The sequence below is a fragment of the Ruegeria sp. AP7 genome, assembly GCF_056539905.1.
Map to the genome: position 1 here is coordinate 83313 of NZ_JBQFVT010000008.1, position 17268 is coordinate 100580.

A 17268-nucleotide genomic window follows, 5' to 3' on the forward strand; every position below is an offset into this window, starting at 1 on the left:
CATATCTTGGCAAGCTGCATTGCAAATTTTGCAATGCGCAGGAAACGGGTCGAACCAGCGGTAAGTGATGGTCATGATCTCTCAAAATCAAGGAGATACATCATGTACAGGATTGCAGCGTTACCGACCGAACAAGTTCAGGCCTACCGTTCCGGCGGGCCTGATGGTTATGGAAACCAGCCAGAGCGCGCAATTTCTGACGGTGGGGGAAATCCTTGCCGTCATTGCTTGAAATACATACCAGAGGGCAAAGAAATGCTGGTACTGGCGCACAGGCCCTTTGCGGAAACTCAGCCCTATGCGGAAACCGGTCCGATCTTTCTATGTGCTGAACCTTGCGCGCGCCACGAGGATGAAGATGGGGTTCCCGAAACGCTGACCAGCTCGCCGAACTACTTGATCAAAGGGTATGGATCGGACGATCGTATCGTCTATGGAACCGGCATCATTGCGCCTCAAGCGCAGTTTCAGGAAGCGGTCGCGAACATATTTGATCGTGCTGACGTTGCATACATCCATGTCCGATCAGCGCTGAACAACTGCTATCACGCGCGGATTGATCGTGCCTAAAGCTTGACGCGATGCATCCCGCGACGTGGTTGGTTCGGGTCGTCGACTGGCAGGTCGTCGGCCCGGCTTGAAGTGAGAGCTAGGAACACATCCTCAAGATCGGCCTCTTCGGTCCGCACATCCTGAATGCGGATACCGGCCTGACGTACTGCCTCCAGTACCTGCTCGGCCGTGGTCAGATTGCTGTGATACTGAAGCACAAGATCGCCATTCTCACGTTGTGCCGCAGTCACGTTTTCTGCCGTTGGAAGAGCCTGAATAGGGCGATCCGGCACAATCACCATTGTCCTGCTGTCCATGCGGCCCAACAGATTGGCGGTGCTGTCCTGCGCGATCTTTTCGCCGTGATTGATGATGGTGATCTCATCACACATCTCCTGCGCTTCTTCCAAGTAATGCGTGGTCAGGATGATGGTCATGCCCTGTTCGTTCAGCTTGCGCACATTGGCCCACAGCATCTGCCGTAGTTCGATATCCACGCCCGCGGTCGGCTCGTCCAACACCAGAATCTTCGGATGATGCACCAACGCCTTTGCCAGCAGCAGACGCCGCCGCATGCCTCCCGACAGCGTGCGGGCATAGGCCTCGGCCTTGTCGGCAAGCCCTACGAGGTCGAGGATTTGGTCGCTGCGCCGGTCTGCCTTGGGAATACCGTACAGTCCGGCCTGAACCTCCAATGCGCCGCGCGGTGTGAAAAACGGATCCAGGTTCAATTCTTGCGGCATCACGCCAATGGCGGCGCGGGATTGGCGCGGGTTCCGATCCTGATCAAAGCCCCAGATCGAGACGCTGCCCGAGGTTTTGACCACCAGCCCCGCCAGAATGTTGATCAGAGTCGATTTACCGGCGCCGTTCGGGCCAAGCAGGCCGAACACTGATCCCCGGGGCACTGTCAGATCGATACCTTTCAGCGCCTGTTTCTCGGGCTGACCCTTGCTGCCGCGATAGGTCTTGCGCAGCGCGTTGATTGTGATTGCCGCATCGGCCATGTGGCCCTTGCCCCCGGATTGCTCATCGCTCATAAACGCACCTAATACATGCCCGCGAGGCCGACAACCAAAGAAGGATCGCCAGCCGTGACCATCGAAGCGCCGGAAACCAAGATTGTCGACACAACCCGCGTCGCCTGCGATGGCGGAGAGGGTGCACTGGGCCATCCGCGTGTCTGGCTGCAGATCCCTGAAGACACCGGCTGGGTCGAGTGCCCTTATTGCGATTGCAAGTACGTGCTGCGCGGAGCGGTCTCTGGCCAGGGCGCTTAAGGGCGGCCAGGAAGGCGTGCGGTCGTAATTGGCGAGGATAGATGATGCTGTTCACAGCCAAAACGATTGACCTTTCCGAGAGCCAGCCAATTGCCAACGGGACCGTTCGCAGTGTCTTTGATTTTCCCGGACAACCCGACCTTCTGATCAAGGTTTTCACCCGATCTCAAGACCGCGTTTCGCACAGGCTTGGCAAGCGACTCGTGTGGAGACTTTTCCCCGAGGCGCAATATCGCAGCACCCTGAAAGAACTGGAATGCGAGCTTCGCGTGTCGCTGAAACTCGGGGCGGATATTGAACACTCCCCCTTGTCCAGAATGTTGGGCGTGGTTCAGACCACGCGCGGGGCGGGCGTGGTTGTGGAGCGCATCGCAGGCCTTGATGGCGGGCTTGCGCCCAAGCTTAGTGAAGTCAGTCGCGGCGGGTTGGACGCCACGGCGTTGGAGGCGCTGAATGTCTTTGTCGGGCAGATGTTCGACCTTCATATTGTCGCGCGCGACATTAAACGCTCGAATATCGTATTCGGGACGCGGGGCGCAGGCCCAGCCTGTTTTCTGATCGACGGATATGGGGAGCGGAACCTCATCCCGCTGCGCAGCTTGTCCCGACATCTAAATGATCGCTCGCTGAACAAACAGTTTGCGATGATTGCGCAAAAAGCAGGTTTGACCTGGAATGCGGACCAGCGCGCTTTTTCAAATAGCTGAGACCAGTCTTCTGGCGTAATAGGTCGGAACGAATTGGCCAAGCGGCCTCGTCTTTCGTTCAGCCCTTCTGTACAACTTGGCGCAACCCAGCGCAGGAGCCTCATATGACTAGCACCCAATTCGGAAAAGGCTGCCATCTGCATCTAATTGATGGATCAGCTTTTATCTTCCGCGCCTATCATGCGCTGCCGCCTTTAACGCGGAAATCGGATGGGTTGCCGATTGGGGCCGTGTCGGGATTCTGCAATATGCTGCAGAAATATGTCGAAGGAAATTCCGGTCCTGATGCGCCGACTCATGTGGCGGTGATCTTTGACAAAGGCTCGCACACGTTCCGGAATGATCTGTACGACTTGTACAAAGCCAACCGTGAGGCGATGCCCGAGGATTTGCGCCCGCAGATGCCGCTGACCCGAGAGGCAACGAAGGCCTTCAATATCGCCTGCAAAGAGCTTGAGGGGTACGAGGCCGATGACATCATCGCCACCCTCGCCGTTCAGGCGCGTGAGGCCGGTGGGCGGGTGACCATTGTCAGCTCTGACAAGGATCTCATGCAGCTGGTGGGCGGCGGTGTTGAGATGCTGGATGCGATGAAGAACAAGCGCATTGATCACGATGGAGTCGTCGAGAAGTTCGGCGTCGGGCCCGAACGAGTTGTGGATGTGCAGGCTTTGGCAGGGGATTCAGTGGATAACGTGCCGGGTGCCCCGGGCATTGGCGTTAAAACGGCCGCGCTGCTGATCAATGAATATGGCGATCTGGAAACCCTGCTGGATCGCGCGGAAGAGATCAAACAGCCCAAGCGTCGTCAGACCCTGATCGAAAAGCGCGACCAGATCGAGCTGTCGAAGAAGCTGGTGCAGTTGGACGAAAACACCCCACTAGATTTCACGCTGGATGACTTGGAGGTGAAAGATCCCGATGCAGAGACCCTGCTGGGTTTTCTCGCTGAGATGGAGTTCCGCACCCTCACCAAGCGCATCGCCGGCAAGCTGGGGGCCGAAGCCCCGGTGATCGCAGATGCCCCTGCGCCTGTTGAAGCGGAAGAGGCCGAGGCCCTGCCGTTTGACGCCTCGAAATACGAATGCGTGCGCGATGCTGCTGCTTTGCAGAAATGGATCGATCAGGCCTATGAGCGTGGCTGGATCGCGGTAGATACAGAGACCACCGGCCTGAATGAAATGATCGCCGATCTGGTGGGTATCTCGCTATGTGTCGAGGCCGGTGAGGCCTGCTACATCCCGTTGACCCATCGCGAAAGCGCGACCGATGATCTGTTTGGCTCCGACGCGATGGCCGATGGACAGATGCCGATGGATGAGGCTTTAAACCTGCTGAAACCGATGTTTGAGGATCCATCGATCCTGAAGATCGGACAGAACATGAAATACGACGCCAAGATCTTTAAGCGATACGGCGTCGACGTCGCCCCCATCGATGACACGATGCTAATGTCATACGCCATGCACGGCGGTGAGCATGGGCATGGCATGGATACGCTGTCAGAACGCTATCTGAGCCACACGCCGATCCCGATCAAGCCACTGCTGGGATCCGGCAAGTCGGCGATCACCTTCGACAAGGTTCCGATTGACGAGGCTACGGCCTACGCTGCCGAAGACGCGGATATCACCCTGCGTCTGTGGGAGCTGTTCAAGCCTCAACTGCATCAGGTGCAGGTGACCACGGTTTACGAAACCCTCGAACGTCCATTGGTGCCGGTTCTCAAAGAAATGGAGATGCACGGCATCAAGGTCGACCGCGATGTTCTTAGCCGCATGTCCAACGCCTTTGCCCAGAAAATGGCCGGATTAGAGGCTGAAATTCACGAATTGGCCGGTGAGAGCTTTAACGTTGGTTCGCCTGCTCAGCTGGGCGAGATCCTGTTCGACAAGATGGGTCTTGAGGGAGGCAAGAAGGGCAAAACCGGGAAATATTCGACCGGGGCCGATATCTTGGAGGATCTTGCCACCGAACATGAACTTCCCCGTCGGGTGTTGGACTGGAGGCAGCTCTCCAAGCTGAAGTCAACCTATACCGACGCGCTGCAAACACATATCAACCCGGATACAGGCCGGGTGCACACGTCTTATTCGATCACCGGGGCGAACACCGGCCGTCTGGCCTCAACTGATCCCAACCTGCAGAACATCCCGGTACGAACGGAAGAAGGGCGTCGCATTCGTGAGGCGTTTATTGCCGAACCGGGCAATGTGATGGTCAGTTTGGACTACAGCCAGATCGAGCTGAGGATATTGGCTCATATTGCGGATATTTCGACCCTGAAGCAGGCGTTTTCGGATGGTTTGGATATTCATGCCATGACCGCATCCGAGATGTTCGATGTGCCGTTGGATGAGATGACGCCTGATATCCGTCGTCAGGCAAAGGCGATCAACTTTGGTGTGATCTATGGTATCTCGGGTTTTGGCCTGGCCCGTAATCTGCGCATACCGCGCGCCGAGGCGCAGGGATTCATTGACCGCTATTTCGAACGTTTCCCAGGTATTCGGACCTATATGGACGACACTGTCGCATTCGCCAAAGAACATGGCTATGTGCAGACCCTGTTCGGGCGGAAGATCCATACGCCAGAAATAAACGCAAAAGGCCCGCATGCAGGCTTCTCAAGAAGGGCCGCGATTAACGCTCCAATTCAGGGTACGGCAGCGGACGTGATCCGCCGCGCGATGGTGCGGATGCCTGATGCGATCAACGGATTGCCCGCCAAAATGTTGCTGCAGGTTCATGACGAATTGTTGTTCGAGGTGGCTGAGGATGCCGTGGATCAAACGATCTCAATCGCGCGCGATGTGATGGAGGGGGCGTCGGACCCAGCTGTCAAACTGGACGTTAAACTGTCTGTCGACGCCGGTCAGGGTGCAAACTGGGCCGAAGCGCACTAAGGGCGGCGCTGCTCATCAGGCCCTGCAGGCCCTCTTTGCAGCGGGTCAGGCCTCGGGCCTGACCAGGCGCGCGATTAGTCGTTTTACGGATGGTCCCAGCGTCAGGATTACTGTGAAGGCGATTGGCCAGCAAAATGCCCATGAACCCATCCAATCCGCGAATGTCGACGGACCGAAGCCAATAGCCTTGACCGTTGCGATACCCGTGACGACGCAAGACATCAGGCCCGACATGATCAGGGCGAACAAAGCATTGGCAAATCGGGCGGGGATCATGAGTGCTGTCCTTGGGTGTCGACGTTTTAATTGCGACATTTCAGGAAGAAAATCCAGCCTTCTTCATGGCTTTACTGACGTAACCAGATCAAAGTGTCTTCGGTTCGCCGGGTTGAGGGCGTGTATTCGGCGCTGACCCAACCCTGATAATCAGATTGATCCATCGCCTTAAACAGGGCCGCGAAATCCATTTCACCTCGTCCGGGTTCCGAGCGATCTGGCGCGGCCCCAATCTGTGCGTGGACGATCTGAGCCTTGAAGCGGTCCCAGATTGTAAGTGCGTCGCCATGGATCATTTGCGCGTGAAAGCTGTCATATTGCAGGCCAACATTTGACCGTTCAACGTGATCGAGAACGTCTGCGGCAAGCTCATAGTCATTCAAGAAGTAGTCAGGTTGTGAAACGGGATTGAGTGGCTCGATCGTGAACATTTGGTCGGGCGCGAAATCTGCGGCCCATTGCAGGTTTTCAACAAAGCACGCAAGTGCTTCTTCTCCCGAGGCGTATCCCGCCATTACATGGATATATTGAGGCTTTAGAACTTTGGCATAGCGTAGAACGCGTCGGATGTCGGATTGAAATCGGGCTGTGCCACCGGGAACGGCCGCATATCCCGGCTCGCCACCAGTATAGTTTGGCGGTGGAGCGTTGATCAGCACCAGTTCAAGCCCGTTCGCCAATAGCGCCCTGCGGGTTTCCTTGGCGGCCAGATCGTAAGGAAACAGAATTTCAATCGCCGTAAACCCGGCCTGTGCGGCGGCTGAAAACCGGTCGAGATAGGGCAACTCTGTAAATAACAGCGAAAGATTGGCGGCAAATTTGGGCATTGGGTGCGCGGTCTCCTGAGTGTCTGAGCATATCGACCAAGTTAGGCGGCTAAAAGAGACGGAAAACGACAGTTTGTCGAAAATCGGCCAGATCAATGGCTTCGAATCAGAAAACCTTTGGTTCAAGCGGTGCCTCGGTGCAGGGGGCTGCGTCAACAAAAGGTCTGAATACGATGGCAATGAGCCCTGAACCCGCGCGCGGGAACACCCTTGCTGTATCCGATAACAGTCAAGCCGCGTTTGCCGGGAACACGTTAGCGGTTGCATCAATGTTGACCTGGGCGGCGGGTTTTCCAGCCGCTGAAGTTTTACTGCAAACCTGGCCGCCAATAGCGCTGTTTGCGGCGCGTATGATGCTTGCGGTTCTGGTGATGATGCCGATCTGGATACTGTTGGATGGGCCAGCGCGCGTTCTGCGCGCCCGCTGGGGGCATGCTTTTTTTGTTGGCGGTTTGGGGATTGGAACAGGGATGTTTCTAATCCTGGTCGCGCAAAAGCTGACCGACCCGGTCACGGTTGCAATCATCGCTTCTTGCGCACCTCTGATCGCGACGCTGTTGGAACTGGCAGCAGGGACACGACGATTGCGGTGGAAATTTGCGATAGGTATGGGAATTTCGATCCTAGGCGGATTGATTGCGACCAGCGCCGTCGCACCTGCGCAGTTGGGGATCGGTGCGGTTTGCGCCGTGGTGTCGACCGCGCTGTTTTGTTGGGCCAGCATGGCAACGGCGCGCGATTTCCCCGAGCTCAGCCAGCTGGGCCGTTGCACAATTACGCTTGTCGGAGGGTTGCTGACCGCGGTCGTACTGTTGCCGGTGGCCGGTTTTTTGGGGTTTGAAGTCATGCTCACTCGGCCGGTCGACGCAGCACAGATGGGAATGTTGGTTTTCTATGCTTTGTTCTCACTGGGCCTGAGCCAATTTTTCTTCATCGCATCTGTTGGGAAATTGGGAGTGGCGCTGGCCTCATTCCATATCAACATCGCGCCATTTTATGTGATGGTGATCATGATGGCGTTGGGAGAAGAGTGGAACTGGACCCGTGCGCTGGGTGCGGCGATCGTGGCGCTGGCGGTGGTGTTGGCACAAGACCGCAAGCCGCGACCGGTTCAATCTTCAAGTGCAGCAGAGGCGATCAGCGGAAAAAACTGACCTTCAGACCAGACACCGAACCAACCGTCATGATGGTTGCCGATCTCAACCAATCGGTAAAAGCTCTTGCGATCGATGCGCGCCTCTAGGTTGTCGCGAACCAATATGTATGGTGACGGCTCATCTGTTTCCGCATCAAATACAATGCGGATTGGGTGATTGGGCCCAGCAGTGGCTGTATCGCCCACCTGCGTGGTAAACGTCAGGCGCTGGGCGTAACTCTCACCATCCTGATCGAAATCGACGGCGATGAACGGCGCATCCTCGACGGTGATTCCCACCTTTTCGACCGGGGTAACCAGAAAATACTTGCCCTCTTCTTTCTTAAGAATTGAGGAAAATAGCTTCACAAGCTCGAACCGGGTGATGGGTGACCCTAGATAACTCCAAGAGCCATCTTTTGCGATCCGGATGTCCAGATCGCCGCAAAACGGAGGATTCCACAGGTGAACAGGCGGTAAACCCTGTTTTTGGGCCGCTTTGACCGATGCCGCCAGACCGTCGGGCGAGGGGGTCACGGGTTTTTGTCCGCTCATTGCTTTTGCCATTTCCTCTCAGCGCGATACACTTCAATCATAACAGTCCACGGAAGGGAACCTCATGTCCGAACCTGCCGACCTCGTGTCCGAGATCGAAGCGCTGGAAAACAAGCTGCAAGAGGCCAAAGCCTCGATCACCCGCCGCTTTATCGGGCAGGAAAAGGTCGTCGATCTGACCTTGACCGCCTTGTTGTGCGGCGGTCACGCGCTGTTGATCGGATTGCCGGGGCTTGGCAAGACACGGCTGGTCGAGACGCTGTCGACGGTCATGGGCCTGCATGGCAATCGCATCCAGTTCACCCCGGACCTTATGCCAGCGGATATTCTGGGATCCGAAGTATTGGACACAGCCGAGGATGGCAGCCGCCATTTCCGGTTCATTTCCGGCCCGATCTTCTGCCAGCTGCTGATGGCAGATGAGATCAACCGCGCTAGCCCGCGGACCCAATCAGCGCTGCTGCAGGCGATGCAGGAACGCACGGTGACCGTTGCAGGAGAGGATAGGGACTTGGGCGTGCCATTCCATGTGCTGGCCACGCAGAACCCGATTGAGCAGGAGGGGACCTACCCGCTGCCCGAAGCTCAGCTTGACCGTTTCCTTGTGCAGGTTGATGTGGAATATCCGGATCGCCAGACCGAACGCGACATTCTGCTGGCCACAACCGGTGTCGAAGAAGCAGAGGCGCATCAGATTTTCACTAAGGAAGAATTACTGGCCGCACAGGTTCTGTTGCGCCGGATGCCGGTTGGAGAGTCGGTTGTCGAACTGATCCTCGATCTGGTCCGTGCCTTCCGCCCGGATGAGGCAGGCGCGTCCGAGCGGGTGAGGGAAACCGTCGCTTGGGGACCCGGCCCGCGTGCTGCGCAGGCGCTGATGATGACCGTACGTGCCAATGCGATGCTGGAAGGTCGACTGGCCCCCAATGCCGAGGATGTGCTGACCATGGCGCGTCCGGTTCTCAGCCACCGCATGGCGCTGAACTTTGCAGCCCGAGCACGAGGCGACAGCCTGTCTGACCTGATCGAATCCACCGCTGCCGGTCTGGTCCGCACCGAGGCTGCGGCGTGAACGCCGCCCAGACCCTACGCGAACGATCCGAGGCCGAGGCGTCCCGGCTGCCACCCCTTTTGGCGCGCGCCGAACATCTGGCCGGAACCGTGTTGTTGGGAGATCACGGGCGCAGACGCTCGGGTCTGGGGGATGATTTCTGGCAATACCGCCCTGCGCAGATCGGCGACAGTCGCCGGATGATCGACCATCGCCGCTCGGCCCGCGGAGATCAGCAATTTGTACGTGAGCGTGAATGGCAGATTGCGCAGTCGATCATGCTTTGGGTCGATCAGGGTGCGTCGATGCGGTTTGCTTCAGACAAGACCTTGCCAACCAAGATCGACCGCGCCCGCCTGCTGGGGCTCGCAACGGCCATCCTGCTGGTGCGAGGCGGTGAACGCGTTGGTTTGACGGGAACAACCCTGCCCCCACGCAGGGGCAATGCACAGATCATAAGATTGGCGCAGGCCTGGTCTGAGGATTCGCAAACCGATTATGCTCCACCCGAACACCGCGCGATGATTCCGCATGCGCGCGCAGTGTTTATCTCGGATTTCCTGGGACCGCTGGATGAGGTTGAGTTGGCGCTTACCAAAGCAGCCGACCGAGGTGTTCGCGGCGTTCTAATGCAGCTTCTGGATCCCAGCGAGGAATCCTTTCCCTATTCCGGGCGTACCATCTTTGAAAGCGTCGGCGGCACTGCCCGGCATGAGACTTTGAAAGCTGCAGACCTACGAGATCGCTATCTGGATCGCCTTGCACGGCGTAAAGACGCATTGACGCATCTTTGCCGCGCGACCGGCTGGCAGATGGGGCTGCACCATACGGGTGACAGTGCACAATCGGCTCTATTGTGGCTCTATCGCGCCTTGGATGGGGGTGCGCAATGACAGTTCTGGCGGGCATTGGCTTTACCGCGCCTTGGGTGCTGCTGGGGCTTCTGACCCTGCCGATCCTTTGGTTGATCCTGCGCGCTGTCCCACCAGCGCCAATCCGTCGCCTGTTCCCGGCTGTGACGTTGTTGTTGGGCCTGAAGGACGACGAAAGTGTCTCGGACCGCACGCCATGGTGGCTGTTGCTGCTCAGAATGCTGGCGGCAGCGGCAATCATCATCGGGCTGGCAGGGCCGGTACTGAATCCCTCGCGCGATGAAACTGGATCCGGGCCGTTGCTGCTGGTGCTGGATGCCAGCTGGGCAGGTGCGACGCGCTGGTCATCGACGCTGGATCAGATCGATGCACAACTGACCGAAGCCGGCCGTGCTGGTCGCCCGGTCTCGATCTTACGCCTGACCGAACCTGAGCCACCTGTGTTTCAGGCCGCCGAAGCTTGGCGCGGGCGATTGCCAGGTCTTACACCGATGCCTTGGCAACCTACCGAAGCACAGATTCCCCAAACTTTGGCCGCACTGGAGCAGGTAGAAGGTGGTTTTGACACCCACTGGTTCTCCGATCAGTTGGCGTTTGAGGGTCATGATCGTCTGGTTTCGGCCCTGCAGGGGCGGGGCGAAGTGATCGTTTATCAATCCCCCGCATCCGCGACCGCGATCCTGCCTGCAACGTATCAGGACGGAGCGATCCAGCTTCGCGTTCTACGTGCCAATCCGGGCCCAGCCGAAAGCGTTACTGTGCTGGCGCAAGGGCGCGATCCAGCGGGCGCGATGCGCGTGCTGCAATCCACGTCACTGGAGTTTGAAAGCGGCTATACACAGGCGCAAATCGATCTCGCGCTGCCCTCGGAATTGCGCGCTCGAATTACACGGTTCGAGCTTCAGGGCCAGCGCTCTGCCGGTGCGGTGACCCTAACAGATGACAGCCTGAGGCGGCGCGAAGTGGCGCTGATTGCGGGCACGTTGAACCGTGAAGGGTTAGAGCTGCTTTCACCGCTCCACTATCTGACACAGGTGTTGATCCCAACCGCTGATTTTGTCGAAGGAGGTTTGACTGAAGTCCTCCCCGCCAACCCGGATGTGATCGTGCTCGCGGATGTGGCGAGGCTTTCTGATTCAGAACAGGCTGAGGTCATTGAGTGGGTTGAACAAGGCGGCCTTCTGCTGCGCTTTGCTGGACCGCGTATGGCCGCAAGCGATCTGGGTCGAGATGAAGAAGATGATTTGCTGCCGGTGCGTCTGCGTAGCGGTGGCCGTTCCGTCGGCGGCGCGATGAGTTGGGGCGAGGCCAAAGGTTTAGCGCCGTTCTCAGAAAACTCGCCATTCTACGGGCTAACCATACCCGAGGATGTCACGGTAACAACTCAGGTGATGGCACAACCAGACCCTAATCTGGCCGATCGGGTGATTGCGTCACTCTCCGATGGTACGCCTTTGGTTACCCGCAAACCCTTAGGATTGGGGCAGGTGGTGCTGTTCCATGTTACGGCGGATGCGGAATGGTCAAGCCTGCCACTATCTGGCCTATTTGTGGAGATGTTGGACCGGTTGGCCGTCGCTTCAGCCGCCAAATCTCGGCAAGAGGCGCAGATGCAGGGAACAGTGTGGGAGCCGGTTCAGATACTGGATGGTTTTGGTACTCTGACCGATGCCGGAACATTGGCCGGCGTGGATGGGGTCGAGCTGGTCTCGGGCCAGATCGGACCAGACTTGCGCCCGGGCCTATATGAAAGCGGCAAGCAGAAACTTGCACGGAATGTGTTGGCCGAGGATGCGGTGCTGACGCCAGCCGTTTGGCCTACCGATGTCCCGATCCGGGGGCAGGATATCACAACAGAGACGCCGTTGGCGGGTCTGTTGCTTAGCCTTTCGCTTGTGCTGTTGACGATTGACGTGATCGCGTCATTGGCTCTTTCCGGACGTTTGGGTCTGGCGCGCGCGGCAGCCGTGATGCTGGGCGCATTGCTGGTTGTTCCGGATGCGCAGGCGCAGACGCCGGATGATACCGATTTCGCGCTGAATGCGACGCAGGAACTCGTACTGGCGCATGTCCTGACGGGCGATGCGCAAGTAGATGATATCGCGCTGGCTGGGCTGCGCGGGCTCGTTCAAACGCTGCATTATCGCACCTCGGTCGAGCCTGCTGATCCCATCGGGGTCGATCTGGAACGCGATGAGCTTGCGTTCTTTCCACTGCTTTATTGGCCGATCACAACCGATCAGCCGCAACCTTCGGCCGAGGCCTATGCCAAGCTCAACGCCTATCTGCGATCAGGCGGGATGATCCTGTTTGACACACGCGACGCCGACATCGCTGGCTTCGGGGCGTCAAGCCCCAATGGGCGCAAGCTGCAGCAATTGGCTGCGCCGCTAAATATCCCCTCATTAGAGCCGGTTCCGCGTGATCATGTTCTCACTCGCGCCTTTTATCTGCTGCAGGATTTCCCCGGTCGCTATTCCGGCACCGAAGTCTGGGTCGAAGCTGCGCCGCCGAATGCCGAGCAGATCGAGGGGATGCCGTTCCGCAATCTCAATGACAACGTGACTCCGGTAGTGATCGGGGGCAATGACTGGGCCGGGGCCTGGGCGGTGGATCGCAACGGTCAGTCCCTGTTGCCTGTGGGTCGCGGCTATGCTGGCGAACGGCAACGTGAACTGGCCCATCGCTTCGGCGTTAATCTGGTGATGCATGTACTGACCGGAAACTACAAATCCGATCAGGTCCACGTGCCCGCCCTTTTGGATAGGTTGGGGCAATGACCGGTACCGTCATCTTTGATCCGCTGATCCCATGGCCCGTCTTGGCCGTTGTCGCCGCCATCGCGCTTGCCGGGGTAGTGCTGGCGCTCTGGCGTGGCTTGTCGGGTTGGGCGTTGCGTGGTTTGGCTGCTTTGGTTGTCCTCTCCTCACTTAGCGGCCCAGTTTATCAGGTCGAGGATCGCGCGCCGCTGACGGATATCGTGCTGATGATCGAAGATGAAAGCGCCAGCCAAACCCTGTCGGATCGTGCTGAACAGACCATTCAGGCCGCAAACGAGCTTGCGGCTGAAATCGAAGCCCGCGACAATACCGAGCTGCGCCGCATTCGGGTTGATGACGGCGACGGGGATGAGGGCACGCAAGTCATGGCCGCTCTGAACGCGGCCCTCGCCGAAGAACCCCGGGCGCGGATTGCAGGCATCATCGTGGTTTCAGACGGTATAGTGCACGACGCAGACCAAGCTCCTGACCTACCTGCGCCGATGCACTTGTTACAGACAGGGCGTGCGAGTGATTGGGATCGTCGGCTGATCGTGCGCAATGCACCTGCCTTCGCCATAATCGGAGAGCCTGTAACGCTTACCCTGCGCGTCGAGGATACCGGCGTAGCGCCTGTCGGTGTCACAAACGCGCCGCTTGAGATCTCGGTCGACGGTGCTGAGCCTGAGCGCTTCACCATTCCCATCGGTGTGGACGTAGAGTTGCCGATTACCTTGCCGCATGGTGGGCGAAACGTCATCCAGTTCTCGGTTCCGCAGGCCGAAGGCGAGTTGACCGAACGCAACAACACCGCCCTTATCCAGATGAACGGCGTGCGGGATCGTCTGCGCGTCTTGCTGGTGTCGGGCGAGCCGCATCCCGGCGGGCGCACGTGGCGCAATCTGTTGAAATCCGACAGCTCGGTTGATCTGGTCCATTTCACCATCCTGCGGCCACCGGAAAAGCAGGACGGCGTCCCGGTGGATGAACTCTCACTGATTGCCTTTCCGACGCGTGAGCTGTTTCTGGAAAAGATCAATGACTTCGACCTGATCATCTTTGACCGCTACAAGCGGCGTGGCATCCTACCTGCGATCTATCTGGACAACGTGGGCGACTATATCGTCAACGGCGGCGCGGTGTTGGTCGCGGCTGGCCCCGATTTTGCCACTGCGGACAGCCTGTTCCGCTCTCCGCTTGGGCCGGTCCTGCCTGCAAAACCCAGCGCACGGGTCTATGAGGAACGGTATGTGCCTATGGTTACCGATCTGGGCCAGCGTCACCCAGTGACTACCGACCTGGGCGATTCTGAAACATGGGGCGCATGGCTGCGCCAGATTGACGTCAGCCAGCTATCCGGCGACATGCTAATGACCGGCGTGGATGACCGTCCGTTGCTAGTACTGGATCGCGTCGGCGAAGGACGTGTGGCGCTGATGGCCTCTGATCACGCTTGGCTGTGGAGTCGCGGTTTTGAGGGCGGTGGCCCCCAGTTGGAGCTACTCCGCAGGCTGGCCCACTGGATGATGAAAGAACCTGAGCTTGAGGAAGAGGCGCTGTGGGCCGAAGCGAATGGCCAGTCGATGCGTATCATCCGCCAGACGCTGGAGGATGAGGTTGGCCCCGTCACCGTCACCCGCCCTAACGGCGACACCTTGGATATCACGCTGAACGAGGTCTCGCCTGGTCGGTTTGAGGCGCAGTATTTCGGCCCCGAAATTGGCCTTTACCGTCTGGAAGAGGGTGAGCATTCCGCCGTGATTGGTCTTGGCCCTGCCGCACCCAAGGAATTCGAGCGCACGATCGCAACCGGTGAAATCCTAAGCCCGGTTCTGGCCAGCCTGCGCGGGGGTACGATTCGGGTGGAAGAGGGCCTGCCCTCAATCCGAAACGTCCGTGTGGGCCGACCGGCAGCAGGACGGGGCTGGATTGGGCTGACACCGCGCGACGCCTACGAAACCCGCGATGTTACACAGGCCGGGTTGCTTCCCCCCTGGCTGGTGTTGCTGCTGGCCGGTGGGTTCCTCTTGGCCGGTTGGTTGCGCGAGGGGCGTCGCTAGCGCGGCTTAAGCACTTTTTCATGCTCTCCCGCGATGCTCTGGACAGATTATCGCGGGAAATTTTTACATGAGTCTTGCTGAGAAACTGGCGCGGGAACGGCGCGCGCGATTGGCTGCTGAGCGCCTGTTGCATCTGAAACAGGCCGAGCTCTCTGCCGCCAACCGCAAACTGGGGCGTCATGCCATCGCTCTGACACGTCAGATCGATGAGACTCAGGCCGAGGTTGCGACGGTTCGCGATGAAAACGAAAAGGTCAAATCAGATCTGACCGTAGCCAATGCCAAGATAGAGGTGGCTGAACGTCGCCTTTGGCACTCGATCCAGACCATCCCCGACGGGTTTGCATTTTTCGATGGCAACAACACACTAATCGGTGCCAATGCCGCTTACCTTAGCGTTTTCGATGGGCTGGAAGAGGTCGCGCCGGGGATTACCTATCCGCGTATTCTTGAAATTCTGACCCTTGAGGGGATCGTGGATATCGGCGCGGAAAAGATCGCGGACTGGCAGGCCCGTATGTTCGCACGCTGGGCGCAACCGCACCCCGAACCCGAGGTGATCCAGCTGTGGAACGGCCAATATATCCGGTTGATCGATCAGCGGGGCCACGGCGGCGACGTGCTGAGCCTTGCGCTGAACATCACCGCCTCGGTCCGGCATGAGGCCGAACTGAACGCCGCGCGTGAACGCGCCGAGGCTGCCAACCGCGCCAAATCCGCCTTTCTGGCCAATATGAGCCACGAGATTCGCACTCCGATGAACGGGATCGTCGGCATGACCGAACTGCTGACCGAAACCCCGATGAACGAAGAACAAAGGCTCTATGTCAGCACAATTCGTAATTCAGGCGAGGCGCTGCTGGTCATCATCAACGATGTTCTCGACTATTCAAAGATTGAGGCCGACAAGCTCACGCTGCACCCCGAGCAGTTCGATCTTGAACGCTGTATCCTCGAGGTCGCTATGCTGTTGCAGCCTAGCGTACGCGACAAAGGCCTGACCTTGTTAGTGGATTATGACCTGTTCCTGCCCACGCTTTTTGTAGGTGATCCGGGGCGGATTCGTCAGATTCTGACCAACCTCGTGGGGAACGCGGTGAAGTTTACCGCACAAGGCCATGTATTGATCCGTGTGACAGGCGTACCAGACATGACCACAGAACGCTGCGATATCCACGTGGCCATCGAGGATACGGGCATCGGGATTGAGGCTGACAAGGTCCCGCACATCTTTGGTGAATTCAATCAGGTCGAAGATGCGCAAAACCGCCAGTTCGAAGGCACGGGTCTGGGGCTGGCGATCACCAAGCGTCTGATCTCGATGATGGGCGGTGCCGTTTGGGTCGAAAGCGATGCGGGCAAAGGATCTTGCTTCGGTTTCCGCATATCGTTGCCCACTGCTGAAGGTCCGCAACCTGTTCCACCCGATTTGGCGGGGCAATTGGGGCGTGTTCTGGTGGTCGAAGATATGGCCGTCAACCGTGCCATCCTGACCAAGCAATTAGACCGCCTCGGCTCTCAGGCGCTGACCTGTTCGACGGGGGCCGAGGCGCTGTCTGCAATGGACAAAACCATTGATCTGGTCCTGTGCGATCACGATCTGCCAGACATGGATGGGTTGGAGCTTGCCACCACTCTGCGTGACAAAGGATGGGGTGATCTGCCAATCGTAGTGATGTCGGCCAATCCCGGTGTGATCCACGCCGATCCGGCCCATCGGCTCATTAATGGTGTGTTGCAAAAACCCATCCCGCGCGCCGAGCTGTATTCGCGGCTGATGGCGCTGGGCGCGCCTGTATTCAAGCCGGATCGCAGTGACGACTGCGCCTCTAATCTCGAGACTAATGCACAAGTTCCGCAGGAGCAGAGGCTGATGCGGGTTCTGGCAGCCGAAGACAATCGAACCAATCAGCTGATCCTTCGAAAGATGACCAAGGACCTGAACATCGATTTGAAATTCGTCTCCAACGGGTTGGAGGCGGTCGAAACCTTCACCAGCTTTGATCCGGATCTGATCTTCATGGATATCTCGATGCCGAAGATGGATGGCAAAGATGCGACAGGTGAAATCCGGCGACGCGAGATCGGAACAGATCGCCATGTTCCCATCGTGGCCTTGACGGCCCATGCCATGACAGGGGATGACCAGGGGATACTGGCGGCGGGGCTTGACTATTACCTGACCAAACCGTTGCACAAGAAACTGATCCACAAGATGATACTGGAACATCGGCCTGCTGAGGCTCGTGCGGTCGGTGCAGGCAGTGAAGGCACAGCATAGGATCGAT

Annotated in this window: 14 protein-coding genes; 10 read left to right on the forward strand and 4 right to left on the reverse strand. The window is 58.2% G+C overall.

What is annotated here, in order from left to right; all coding sequences use genetic code 11:
- The first annotated feature begins 102 nt into the window (after positions 1–102).
- Complete coding sequence (locus ACR0KN_RS14910) at positions 103–570, forward strand: DUF1203 domain-containing protein (protein WP_480654630.1); 468 nt, start codon at positions 103–105, stop codon at positions 568–570.
- Here the strand turns inward: ACR0KN_RS14910 and ACR0KN_RS14915 are convergent.
- Positions 567–1559 (reverse strand): ABC transporter ATP-binding protein, encoded by a 993-nt coding sequence (locus tag ACR0KN_RS14915; protein WP_480654796.1) that lies wholly within the window; start codon positions 1557–1559, stop codon positions 567–569. The two genes, ACR0KN_RS14910 and ACR0KN_RS14915, sit on opposite strands and share 4 nt — an antisense overlap.
- Before the next feature lie 87 nt (positions 1560–1646).
- On the opposite strand from ACR0KN_RS14915, the gene ACR0KN_RS14920 reads away from it, so the two are divergent.
- The 3 genes from ACR0KN_RS14920 (at position 1647) to polA (ending at position 5445) form a co-directional block, all read left to right on the forward strand.
- Positions 1647–1832 (forward strand): zinc-finger domain-containing protein, encoded by a 186-nt coding sequence (locus ACR0KN_RS14920; RefSeq protein ID WP_170774615.1) that lies wholly within the window; start codon positions 1647–1649, stop codon positions 1830–1832.
- Between the two features lie 41 nt (positions 1833–1873).
- Positions 1874–2539: a YrbL family protein gene (locus tag ACR0KN_RS14925; protein WP_480654632.1), complete on the forward strand. Its 666-nt coding sequence runs from the start codon at positions 1874–1876 to the stop codon at positions 2537–2539.
- Between the two features lie 104 nt (positions 2540–2643).
- A complete protein-coding gene (polA, locus tag ACR0KN_RS14930) occupies positions 2644–5445 on the forward strand; it encodes a DNA polymerase I (protein WP_480654634.1) in 2802 nt (933 codons plus the stop codon).
- 45 nt (positions 5446–5490) lie between these two features.
- On the opposite strand, the gene ACR0KN_RS14935 is transcribed toward polA, so the two are convergent.
- Positions 5491–5721 (reverse strand): DUF2798 domain-containing protein, encoded by a 231-nt coding sequence (locus ACR0KN_RS14935; protein WP_010438389.1) that lies wholly within the window; start codon positions 5719–5721, stop codon positions 5491–5493.
- A 71-nt stretch (positions 5722–5792) separates the two neighbouring features.
- Positions 5793–6548, reverse strand: coding sequence for a hydroxypyruvate isomerase family protein (locus ACR0KN_RS14940; RefSeq protein WP_480654636.1), 756 nt, complete (start codon positions 6546–6548; stop codon positions 5793–5795).
- 95 nt (positions 6549–6643) lie between these two features.
- Between ACR0KN_RS14940 and ACR0KN_RS14945 the strand changes: the two genes are divergently transcribed.
- A complete protein-coding gene (locus ACR0KN_RS14945) occupies positions 6644–7702 on the forward strand; it encodes a DMT family transporter (RefSeq protein WP_480654638.1) in 1059 nt (352 codons plus the stop codon).
- On the opposite strand, the gene ACR0KN_RS14950 is transcribed toward ACR0KN_RS14945, so the two are convergent.
- On the reverse strand, positions 7660–8238 hold the full coding sequence (locus tag ACR0KN_RS14950; protein ID WP_480654640.1) for a DUF1285 domain-containing protein: 579 nt from the start codon (positions 8236–8238) through the stop codon (positions 7660–7662). The genes ACR0KN_RS14945 and ACR0KN_RS14950 overlap by 43 nt on opposite strands.
- Positions 8239–8302: 64 nt before the next feature.
- Here ACR0KN_RS14950 and ACR0KN_RS14955 point away from each other — a divergent pair, with 64 nt between their 5' ends.
- The 5 genes from ACR0KN_RS14955 to ACR0KN_RS14975 all read left to right on the forward strand — a co-directional run bounded on the left by ACR0KN_RS14955 (position 8303) and on the right by ACR0KN_RS14975 (position 17261).
- Positions 8303–9310, forward strand: coding sequence for an AAA family ATPase (locus ACR0KN_RS14955; RefSeq protein ID WP_170774624.1), 1008 nt, complete (start codon positions 8303–8305; stop codon positions 9308–9310).
- The gene (locus tag ACR0KN_RS14960; protein ID WP_480654642.1) at positions 9307–10182 is read left to right on the forward strand and encodes a DUF58 domain-containing protein; all 876 of its coding nucleotides are present in this window, start codon (positions 9307–9309) and stop codon (positions 10180–10182) included. Before ACR0KN_RS14955 ends, ACR0KN_RS14960 begins: the two co-directional genes overlap by 4 nt.
- The gene (locus tag ACR0KN_RS14965; protein WP_480654644.1) at positions 10179–12941 is read left to right on the forward strand and encodes a DUF4159 domain-containing protein; all 2763 of its coding nucleotides are present in this window, start codon (positions 10179–10181) and stop codon (positions 12939–12941) included. Before ACR0KN_RS14960 ends, ACR0KN_RS14965 begins: the two co-directional genes overlap by 4 nt.
- Complete coding sequence (locus ACR0KN_RS14970) at positions 12938–14980, forward strand: hypothetical protein (protein ID WP_480654646.1); 2043 nt, start codon at positions 12938–12940, stop codon at positions 14978–14980. Before ACR0KN_RS14965 ends, ACR0KN_RS14970 begins: the two co-directional genes overlap by 4 nt.
- Before the next feature lie 67 nt (positions 14981–15047).
- Entirely contained in the window at positions 15048–17261 is a 2214-nt protein-coding gene (locus ACR0KN_RS14975) for a response regulator (RefSeq protein ID WP_480654648.1), read from the forward strand.
- The last annotated feature ends 7 nt before the right edge of the window (positions 17262–17268 follow it).

Coding starts and splice junctions, on each gene's coding strand:
- ACR0KN_RS14925 (WP_480654632.1), top strand. CDS start 1,874: ATGATGCTGTTCACAGCCAAAACGATTGACCTTTCCGAGAGCCAGCCA.
- ACR0KN_RS14940 (WP_480654636.1), bottom strand. CDS start 6,548: ATGCCCAAATTTGCCGCCAATCTTTCGCTGTTATTTACAGAGTTGCCC.
- ACR0KN_RS14975 (WP_480654648.1), top strand. CDS start 15,048: ATGAGTCTTGCTGAGAAACTGGCGCGGGAACGGCGCGCGCGATTGGCT.
- ACR0KN_RS14935 (WP_010438389.1), bottom strand. CDS start 5,721: ATGATCCCCGCCCGATTTGCCAATGCTTTGTTCGCCCTGATCATGTCG.
- ACR0KN_RS14970 (WP_480654646.1), top strand. CDS start 12,938: ATGACCGGTACCGTCATCTTTGATCCGCTGATCCCATGGCCCGTCTTG.
- polA (WP_480654634.1), top strand. CDS start 2,644: ATGACTAGCACCCAATTCGGAAAAGGCTGCCATCTGCATCTAATTGAT.
- ACR0KN_RS14955 (WP_170774624.1), top strand. CDS start 8,303: ATGTCCGAACCTGCCGACCTCGTGTCCGAGATCGAAGCGCTGGAAAAC.
- ACR0KN_RS14910 (WP_480654630.1), top strand. CDS start 103: ATGTACAGGATTGCAGCGTTACCGACCGAACAAGTTCAGGCCTACCGT.
- ACR0KN_RS14915 (WP_480654796.1), bottom strand. CDS start 1,559: ATGGCCGATGCGGCAATCACAATCAACGCGCTGCGCAAGACCTATCGC.
- ACR0KN_RS14950 (WP_480654640.1), bottom strand. CDS start 8,238: ATGAGCGGACAAAAACCCGTGACCCCCTCGCCCGACGGTCTGGCGGCA.
- ACR0KN_RS14965 (WP_480654644.1), top strand. CDS start 10,179: ATGACAGTTCTGGCGGGCATTGGCTTTACCGCGCCTTGGGTGCTGCTG.
- ACR0KN_RS14945 (WP_480654638.1), top strand. CDS start 6,644: ATGGCTTCGAATCAGAAAACCTTTGGTTCAAGCGGTGCCTCGGTGCAG.